The sequence below is a fragment of the Sphaerotilus hippei genome (genome assembly GCF_003201595.1).
GTDB lineage: Bacteria > Pseudomonadota > Gammaproteobacteria > Burkholderiales > Burkholderiaceae_C > Sphaerotilus > Sphaerotilus hippei.
This window is the reverse complement of the sequence record NZ_QJJS01000033.1, coordinates 1-6,511: the sequence shown is the minus strand read 5'-3', so window position 1 is coordinate 6,511 and position 6,511 is coordinate 1. Positions and strand designations below refer to the sequence as shown.

Genomic DNA, 6,511 nt, shown 5'->3' with positions numbered 1-6,511 from the left:
CGGGGGGATCAAGGTGGACAACATCAGGCGGGTGGCCGATGCGGGGGCGGACACCTTCGTGGCGGGCAGCGCGATCTTCAATGCGCCGGACTACCAGGCCGTGATCGAGTCCATGCGCGGCGAGCTGGCGCGCTGAAGGCCGGACGCTCTACCCCTCCACACTGCTGTGCCCGGACCTGGCTGACGTGACTTCCATGCTGACCTTTCTCTCGGCGCCGCCTCGCATCGATGCCGCCATCGTCGACCTCGACGGCACGATGGTCGACACCCAGGGCGACTTCGTCGCCGCCCTGGGCCTGACCCTGACCGAACTGGGCCTGCCGGTCGTCGACCGGGCCTTCGTCGCGCACACCGTCGGCAAGGGCAGCGAGCACCTGCTGCGCACCACGCTGGCCCACGTGGGCGGCGATGCCGGCCTGTACGACGCCGCCTGGGAGGCCTACCAGCGCCACTACCTGGCCATCAACGGCCGGCATTCCGAGGTCTACCCGGGCGTGGTCGAGGGCCTGCAGCGCCTGCGGTCGGCCGGCCTGCGCCTGGCCTGCCTGACCAACAAGCCCACCGCCTTCGCGCTGCCGCTGCTGGCGGCCAAGGGGCTGGACGGCTTTTTCGACCTCGTGTTCGGCGGCGACGCCTTCGCACGCAAGAAGCCCGATCCCCTGCCGCTGCTCGAGACCTGCAAGGCGCTGGGCAGCGTGCCGGGCCGCACGCTGATGGTGGGCGACTCCAGCAACGACGCCCAGGCCGCGCGTGCGGCCGGCTGCCCGGTCGTGCTGGTCAGCTACGGCTACAACCACGGCCAGCCGATCCGTGCCGTCGATGCCGACGGCCACCTCGATCGCCTCGACCAGCTGTCCTGATCCCGCCGTGGCGGCTTGACGCGGCGCCGAGGGGCGCTGCTACACTGCGGGCCATCATGTTCCTCTCGCGGAAACGAACCAACGTTCGCAGTCTTGCACTGGTGACCGGGTCGCACGACCGGGGAGCCTGGCCCTGGCGTCGCTGAAGCCACGCCTGGCAGCGCGTGGGTGGTCTTCGACCTCACCCGCCCGCTGACGACCTGACCTGCCGAAGTTGGCCGCCGAGGGCGCGTGGAGCGCCCGGGGGCTGTCTCAGGTGTCCGATGGCCCGACCGGGCCCGGCGCCGGTCCGATCAACCAGGCCCGCGGCCTCTGCGCGCACCTGAAATCGACACGCGAGCATGCCGGTGGGCCCCTGGAGCGCACACCGTGATCACTGAACTTGAATTCCGGACCCTGGCCGAACAAGGCTACAACCGCATCCCGCTGATCAGCGAGGCGTTCGCCGACCTGGAAACGCCGCTGTCGCTGTACCTGAAGCTGGCCGGGGGCAAGCCCCTGAGCTTCCTGCTCGAGTCCGTCGTCGGGGGCGAGCGCTTCGGGCGCTACTCCTTCATCGGCCTGCCGGCGCGCACGCTGCTGCGGGCCAGCCGCGGCGTGACCGAAGTCGTCACCGACGGCCAGGTGGTCGAGCGCCACGAGGGCAATCCGCTCGACTTCATCGAGCGCTACCAGCAGCGCTTCAAGGTCGCGCTGCGCCCGGGCATGCCACGGTTCTGCGGGGGCCTGGCCGGCTACTTCGGCTACGACACGGTGCGCTACATCGAGAAGAAGCTCGCCGACACCCGCCTGCCGGGCGGCATCGACACGCCCGAGATCCAGCTGCTGCAGACCGAGGAGCTGGCCGTGATCGACAACCTGTCGGGGCGCCTGTACCTGATCGTCTATGCCGACCCACGCCAGCCCGAGGCCTACTTCTCGGCGCAGAAGCGGCTGTCGGAGCTGACCGACCAGCTGCGCTACAGCGTCACCGCGCCACAGGTCCGGCGGGCCACGTCCTATCCGGTCGAGCGTGAATACGCCAAGGAGGACTTCGAGGCCGCCGTCGTCAAGGCCAAGGAGTACATCGCCGCGGGCGACTGCATGCAGATCGTCATCGGCCAGCGCCTGAAGAAGCGCTACACCGAGAACCCGCTGTCGCTCTACCGCGCGCTGCGCTCGCTCAACCCGAGCCCGTACATGTACTACTACGACATGGGCGGCTTCCAGATCGTCGGCGCCTCGCCGGAGATCCTGGTGCGCCAGGAGGCGCGCACCGTCGACGGCAAGGCCGAGAAGATCGTGACCATCCGCCCGATCGCCGGCACCCGCCCGCGCGGCGCCACGCCCGAGCTGGACGCCGCACTCGAGACCGAGCTGCTGGCCGATCCGAAGGAGCGCGCCGAGCACCTGATGCTGATCGACCTGGCACGCAACGACATCGGCCGCATCGCCAACACCGGCACCGTCAAGGTCACCGAGGCCTTCGGCATCGAGCGCTATTCGCACGTGATGCACATCGTCAGCAACGTCGAGGGCGTGCTGAAGGACGGCATGAGCAGCCTGGACGTGCTGCGCGCCAGCTTCCCGGCCGGCACCTTGAGCGGCGCGCCCAAGATCCACGCGATGGAGATCATCGACCAGCTCGAGATCAGCGAGCGTGGCATCTACGGCGGCGCGGTCGGCTACCTGAGCTTCGCCGGCGACATGGACGTGGCGATCGCCATCCGCACCGGGGTCATCAAGGACCAGACGCTCTACGTGCAGGCCGGTGCCGGCGTGGTGGCCGACTCGGTGCCCGAGATGGAGTGGAAGGAGACCGAGGTGAAGATGCGCGCGGTGATCCGCGCGGCCGAGCTGGTCGAAGAAGGCTTCTGAAGGAGAACGAACATGCTGCTGATGATCGACAACTACGACTCGTTCACCTTCAACCTCGTGCAGTACTTCGCCGAGCTGGGCGAGGACGTGCGGGTGCACCGCAACGACGAGATCTCGATCGCCGAGATCGAGGCGATGAAGCCCGACCGGCTGGTGCTGTCGCCGGGGCCGTGCTCGCCGGCCGAGGCGGGCATCTGCATCGAGAGCATCCGCCACTTCGTCGGCAAGCTGCCCATCCTGGGCGTCTGCCTGGGCCACCAGAGCATCGGCGCGGCCCTGGGCGGCAACATCGTCCGTGCCCAGGTGCAGATGCATGGCAAGACCGAGACCATCACGACCGACCAGCAGGGCGTGTTCGCCGGCCTGCCGCGGCAGTTCAGCGTGGTGCGCTACCACTCGCTGGCGATCGAGCGGGCCACGCTGCCGGCCGACCTGATCGTCACGGCCACCAGCGCCGACGGCGAGATCATGGGCGTGCGTCACCGCACGCTGGCCATCGAGGGGGTGCAGTTCCATCCCGAATCCATCCTGTCCGAGCATGGCCACGCCATGCTGAAGAACTTCCTGGAAATGCGCTGAGCGCGCGGAGTCCCCTCATGAGCATTCAGAACACCGACGCGCTGGCCCGGCTGGTCGAGCACCGCGAGATCTTCCACGACGAGATGCTCGCGCTGATGCGCCGCATCATGAGCGGCGAGATGTCGCCGGTGATGATCGCGGCCTTCGCGGTCGGCCTGCGCGTCAAGAAGGAGACCATCGGCGAGATCACCGCCGCCGCGCAGGTGATGCGCGAGTTCGCCACGCCGGTCCAGGTCGCCGACCGGACCCGCCTGGTCGACCTGTGCGGCACCGGCGGGGACGGGGTGCACACTTTCAACATCTCGACCGCGGCGATGTTCGTCGCGGCGGCGGGCGGCGCGCGCGTGGCCAAGCATGGCGGGCGCAGCGTGTCGTCGAGCTCGGGCAGCGCCGACGTGCTGGAGGCGCTCGGTGCCTGCATCACGCTGAACCCGGACCAGGTGGCCCGGTCGCTGGAGCAGTGTGGCATCGGCTTCATGTTCGCGCCCAACCACCACGCCTCGATGCGGCATGCCGCGCCGGTCCGCAAGGAGCTCGGCGTGCGCACCATCTTCAACATCCTCGGGCCGCTGACCAACCCGGCCGGCGCGCCGAACCAGGTCATGGGCGTGTTCCATCCCGACCTGGTCGGCATCCAGGTGCGCGTGCTGCAGCGCCTGGGCTCCGAGCATGTGCTGATCGTGCACGGCATGAACGGCCTGGACGAGATCTCGCTGTCGGGCGAGACCATGATCGGCGAGCTCAAGGATGGCCAGATCCACGAGTACGTCGTGCACCCGGCCGACTTCGGCCTGCCGGTCTACGACTCGCGGGTGCTGCGCGTGGCCGGCAGGGACGAGTCGGTGCAGTGCATCCGGCGTGCGCTGGCCGATGAAGAGGGCCCCGTGCGCGACATCGTGCTGCTCAACGCAGGGGGCGCGCTCTATGCCTGCGGTGTGGCGGGCTCGCTGGCCGAGGGGGTGCAGGTGGCCCGCGAGACGGTGGCCTCGGGTCGAGCGATGGCTAAGATGAATGAATTTGTCACTGTGACACAGCAAATAGCTGCCAGTTGACATCAGAAGGATCAAGATGAGTGACATCCTGAAGAAGATCGTCGAGACCAAGCACGAAGAGCTGGCGCGGGCCCGGGCCGGGCGCTCGCTGGCATCGCTGCGCGCCGAGGCCGAGGCCCGCACCGATGTGCGCGGCTTCGAAGCCGCACTGCGTGCCAAGATCGCCGCAGGCCAGGCGTCGGTGATCGCCGAGATCAAGAAGGCCAGTCCGAGCAAGGGCGTGATCCGGGCCGACTTCCGTCCGGCCGAGATCGCCGCCAGCTACGAGCGCCACGGGGCGGCCTGCCTGAGCGTGCTGACCGACGTGCAGTACTTCCAGGGCTCGGTCGTGTACCTGGAGCAGGCGCGGGCGGCCTGCGCGCTGCCCGTGCTGCGCAAGGACTTCATGGTCGACGAGTACCAGGTGCACGAGGCGCGGGCGATGGGGGCCGACTGCATCCTGCTGATCGCGGCCTGCCTGAGCGATGCGCAGATGGCCGACCTGGAGGCGGTGGCGCTGGCGCATCGCATGAGCGTGCTCGTCGAGGTCCACGACCGCGACGAGCTGCGGCGTGCGCTGCGCCTGCAGACGCCGCTGGTGGGCATCAACAACCGCAATCTGCGCACCTTCGAGGTCACGCTCGACACCACGCTGGGCCTGCTTGACGAGGTGCCTGCGGACCGCCTGCTGGTGACCGAATCGGGCATCCTTGGCCCGGCCGACGTGCAGCGCATGCGGGCGGCCCGGGTGCATGCCTTCCTGGTCGGCGAAGCCTTCATGCGGGCGGCCGATCCTGGCGTGGCGCTCGGCGAACTGTTCCGGTGAACGGCGGCCTGTTCGAGGTGGCGCCTGGCAACCGGCTGGCGAGCCCGCTGGCGGCCGTGTTCGACGCGGCGGCACCGGCCTGGGCCGACGTGGTGGGGCGCTTTGCCGCCAGCCCCGTCGGGCAGGCGCTGGCCCGGCGCATCGACGAGCGGGTGGCCCGGGGTGTCGTGGTGTTCCCGGATCGCCCGCTGCGGGCCCTGGAGGGCCTGCCGCCCTCGCAGGTGAAGGTGGTCATCCTCGGGCAGGACCCGTACCACGGGCCCGGAGAGGCCGAGGGGCTGGCGTTTTCGGTCGCGCCGGGGGTGAGGGTGCCCCCCAGCCTGCGCAACATCCGGCAGGAGCTACAGGCCGACCTGGGTGTGGCGGCGCCCGCCTCCGGCAGCCTGCTGCCATGGGTGGCTCAGGGGGTGCTGCTGCTCAACACGAGCCTGACGGTCGAGCAGGATCAGCCCGCGAGCCATGCCCGCTGGGGCTGGAGCGAGCTGACCGACGCGCTGGTCGAGCGGGTGGCCCGTGACCCGGTGCCCAAGGTGTTCATGCTGTGGGGCGCGCATGCGCAGGCCAAGCGGGCGTTGATCGATCAGGCCGGGCAGGGGGGGCACCTCTGCCTGCAGAGCAACCATCCGTCACCGCTGGCGGCCAGGCGTGCGCCCGTGCCATTCCTGGGCAGCCGGCCCTTCAGTGCCGCCAATGCCTTCCTGTGCTCTGCCGGCCGGGCTCCGGTCGACTGGGCGCTGTGAAAACGGTGCTCGGGCCAAAGACCACAAGAAATACTCAACAAAGTGCTTGCGATTCTGAAAGCTCTCCGTTAAAGTAGATGGCTCGCTGTGGAGAGGTGCCCGAGTGGCTAAAGGGGGCAGACTGTAAATCTGCTGGCTAACGCCTACGCTGGTTCGAATCCAGCCCTCTCCACCATGCGAACCCTGCCGGTCGCTGCTTCGCTGAAATGAGGCGGTGATGCATGTGTAAGCGGGAGTAGTTTAATGGTAGAACCTTAGCCTTCCAAGCTAATGACACGGGTTCGATTCCCGTTTCCCGCTCCAGTGTCAGGTGCTGTGTTGGTTGATAGATGTCGTCGGTACAGGTTTGTGCATCCCGTGTGCAAGCCTGTATCGATGCCCATGTGGCTCAGTGGTAGAGCACTCCCTTGGTAAGGGAGAGGTCGCGCGTTCGATCCGCGCCATGGGCACCACACTTTTAGTCGTCATCATTGTTTGGTCGCAGCCGGGAGCTTGAAACATGGCTAAGGAAAAGTTCGAACGTACCAAGCCGCACGTCAACGTCGGCACGATCGGTCACGTGGACCACGGCAAGACGACCCTGACGGCGGCCATCACCACCGTGCTGGCAGCCAAGTT

At 68.3% G+C, this 6,511-nt stretch carries 7 protein-coding genes, 3 tRNA genes and 1 pseudogene; all 11 read left to right on the top strand.

Annotated features, from left to right (window positions below; all coding sequences use genetic code 11):
* Positions 1-136 (top strand): annotated as a pseudogene (locus tag C7444_RS19805) (ribulose-phosphate 3-epimerase); the annotation flags it as partial.
* 58 nt (positions 137-194) lie between these two features.
* Positions 195-860 (top strand): phosphoglycolate phosphatase, encoded by a 666-nt coding sequence (gene gph / locus C7444_RS19800; protein ID WP_211317612.1) that lies wholly within the window; start codon positions 195-197, stop codon positions 858-860.
* Between the two features lie 369 nt (positions 861-1,229).
* On the top strand, positions 1,230-2,717 hold the full coding sequence (gene trpE, locus C7444_RS19795; protein WP_110402582.1) for an anthranilate synthase component I: 1,488 nt from the start codon (positions 1,230-1,232) through the stop codon (positions 2,715-2,717).
* Between the two features lie 12 nt (positions 2,718-2,729).
* Positions 2,730-3,296 carry an anthranilate synthase component II gene (locus C7444_RS19790; RefSeq protein ID WP_110402581.1) on the top strand — a complete coding sequence of 189 codons (567 nt, stop codon included), beginning with the start codon at positions 2,730-2,732 and terminating at the stop codon, positions 3,294-3,296.
* 17 nt (positions 3,297-3,313) lie between these two features.
* Positions 3,314-4,348, top strand: coding sequence for an anthranilate phosphoribosyltransferase (trpD, locus tag C7444_RS19785; RefSeq protein WP_110402580.1), 1,035 nt, complete (start codon positions 3,314-3,316; stop codon positions 4,346-4,348).
* Between the two features lie 16 nt (positions 4,349-4,364).
* Positions 4,365-5,153, top strand: a complete 789-nt coding sequence (gene trpC / locus C7444_RS19780) for an indole-3-glycerol phosphate synthase TrpC (protein WP_110402579.1) — start codon at positions 4,365-4,367, stop codon at positions 5,151-5,153.
* A 17-nt stretch (positions 5,154-5,170) separates the two neighbouring features.
* Positions 5,171-5,893: a uracil-DNA glycosylase gene (locus C7444_RS19775; protein WP_375136947.1), complete on the top strand. Its 723-nt coding sequence runs from the start codon at positions 5,171-5,173 to the stop codon at positions 5,891-5,893.
* An 89-nt stretch (positions 5,894-5,982) separates the two neighbouring features.
* Positions 5,983-6,068: transfer RNA gene (locus C7444_RS19770), tRNA-Tyr, on the top strand.
* A gap of 54 nt (positions 6,069-6,122) precedes the next feature.
* A tRNA-Gly gene (locus tag C7444_RS19765) sits at positions 6,123-6,196 on the top strand.
* A gap of 74 nt (positions 6,197-6,270) precedes the next feature.
* A tRNA-Thr gene (locus C7444_RS19760) sits at positions 6,271-6,345 on the top strand.
* A gap of 47 nt (positions 6,346-6,392) precedes the next feature.
* Positions 6,393-6,511: GTP-binding protein (locus tag C7444_RS19755; RefSeq protein WP_043420540.1), on the top strand; the 119-nt coding region annotated here is incomplete at its 3' end.